This window comes from Bradyrhizobium sp. SHOUNA76 (genome assembly GCF_023006445.1).
Classification (GTDB): domain Bacteria; phylum Pseudomonadota; class Alphaproteobacteria; order Rhizobiales; family Xanthobacteraceae; genus Bradyrhizobium.
In genome coordinates, this window is the sequence record NZ_JALBHA010000807.1 from 1 (window position 1) to 1779 (window position 1779).

Here is a 1779-nt window from a genome sequence, read left to right on the forward strand (position 1 = left end):
GCGCAGCAATCGGCGGCACTGGCGCGGTGAAGTGCGGCGGCAATTATGCCGCGAGCCGCACGGATTGATCGTGCGGATGCAATTGCCGCTCAGGCAGCAGCCGCGCCTTGCGGCGGCTTAGAATCGCGCGTTACGCCGCGAGCGGCGGGTGCGCGACGGCGACCTCGTCGAAGATCGCCACCGCCTCGAAGCGATAATTGCAGGCGTGGCAGGTCCAGAGGTAGGAAACGCGCCCCTCGCCCGGCTCGATCCAGTCCGGCCGCGGGATCGGCGTGCCGCATTGGGCACAGGGGTTTTGCCTGGGGGTGTCGCTGAGGATTGCTTTTGTCATGGCACCTCTCCCGATTTGCAGAGTCTTCTCACTCGCTTTCGCCGGCACGCGCGAATAGACACGCGTGCTGCCGCGAGCGGGCGTCCGCCTGAGGTAACCTGTACGCCGGCATTGAGTCGTAATGGCGGCTCGGCGCTGCAAAATCGTTAACGGCGGCGTTTGGTCACATCATCGCCGCGTTCGGAAGGCCTAACGGCAGCCGGAGGCAGGTCACGTCAGGGGACCCCAGGAATAACAAATGAAAATTTTACGCATTGCCGCGCTGCTCGCGGCCGGATTGACATTGCCGCAGGCCGCATTTGCGGGCGAAGCCGAATATGCCGAGATGGTCGCCGCCCATGCTCGCGCCAACGGCGTGCCGGAAGCGCTGGTGCACCGCGTGATCATGCGCGAGAGCCGCTATCAGCCTCACCTCGTCGGCCGCGGCGGCACCATCGGGCTGATGCAGATCAAGCTCGCGACCGCCCGCGGGGTCGGCTACACCGGCGATGCCGCCGGCCTGCGCGATCCCAACACCAACCTCACTTATGCCGTGAAATACCTCGCCGGCGCCTATCGCGCCGCCAACGGTGATCACGCCCGCGCCGTGCGTTATTTCGCAGGCGGCTATTACTACGCTGCCAAGCGTCAGCGGCAGGAGGCCGTGCAGGTCGCCAATATGGGCGCGACCGATATGGGTCAGCCTTGGCTGGAGCCGAACGGCAACCCGCAGCCGATGTTCGGCACCACACCGCACAGGAAGCTGGCCCAGCGCGTCCGCAACGCGCGGGCGCAGGCCTCGCAGTAGCCTCTCGTGTCCCGGACGCGCAGCGTTGCTGCGCAGAGCCGGGACCCACGCCAGCGACGCATATGGGCCCCGGCTCTGCGACGCATCACGCCGCCAAGAGGCGGCGCGCTGCATCGCGTCCGGGGCACGAGCGGTGAGGTTCCCGCCTAACGCGTTGACCGCCCCGTCCCACTGGCATACATTAGAGCCGTTCCGAGGGGTGCTCCGAGGAGGAGCTGAGATACCGCTAAATGGGCAATACCGCCCAGGACCGCGGTGACCCTTTGAACCTGATCCGGGTCATGCCGGCGAAGGGACAGGGATGTTGCAGACGACCAAGCGACCGGATTCACCGGTATCCATCATCGGCGCAGGCATTGCGGGCGCCTGGCAAGCGCTACTGTTCGCACAGGCCGGCCATGCCGTGACCTTGCACGAGCGCGGTGACGAGGCGATGACGGACGCCACCAGCCATTGGGCCGGCGGCATGCTCGCGCCCTATTGTGAGGCCGAGGTCGCCGAACCCATCATCAGCCGCCTGGGGCTGCACTCGCTTCATATCTGGCGGCGCGAGCTGCCGGACACGCCGTTCAACGGCTCGCTCGTCGTGGCCCACCCGCGCGAACGCAACGATTTCGAGCGCTTTGCCCGCATGACCGAGGATCACCGCCGGCTCGACGCC

The 1779-nt window shown here is 66.7% G+C and carries 3 protein-coding genes and 1 riboswitch; of the genes, 2 read left to right on the forward strand and 1 reads right to left on the reverse strand.

The features are described 5' to 3' along the window. Positions 1-130 precede the first annotated feature (130 nt). Positions 131-331: a hypothetical protein gene (locus MOV74_RS37335; protein ID WP_246932424.1), complete on the reverse strand. Its 201-nt coding sequence runs from the start codon at positions 329-331 to the stop codon at positions 131-133. A 238-nt stretch (positions 332-569) separates the two neighbouring features. On the opposite strand from MOV74_RS37335, the gene MOV74_RS37340 reads away from it, so the two are divergent. Beyond that, positions 570-1118 (forward strand): lytic transglycosylase domain-containing protein, encoded by a 549-nt coding sequence (locus MOV74_RS37340; protein ID WP_246932426.1) that lies wholly within the window; start codon positions 570-572, stop codon positions 1116-1118. 185 nt (positions 1119-1303) lie between these two features. Then, a riboswitch (TPP riboswitch) is annotated at positions 1304-1432 on the forward strand. Beyond that, on the forward strand, positions 1420-1779 hold a 360-nt coding region (locus MOV74_RS37345), incomplete at its 3' end, for an FAD-dependent oxidoreductase (RefSeq protein ID WP_246932428.1). (Overlaps the previous riboswitch by 13 nt.)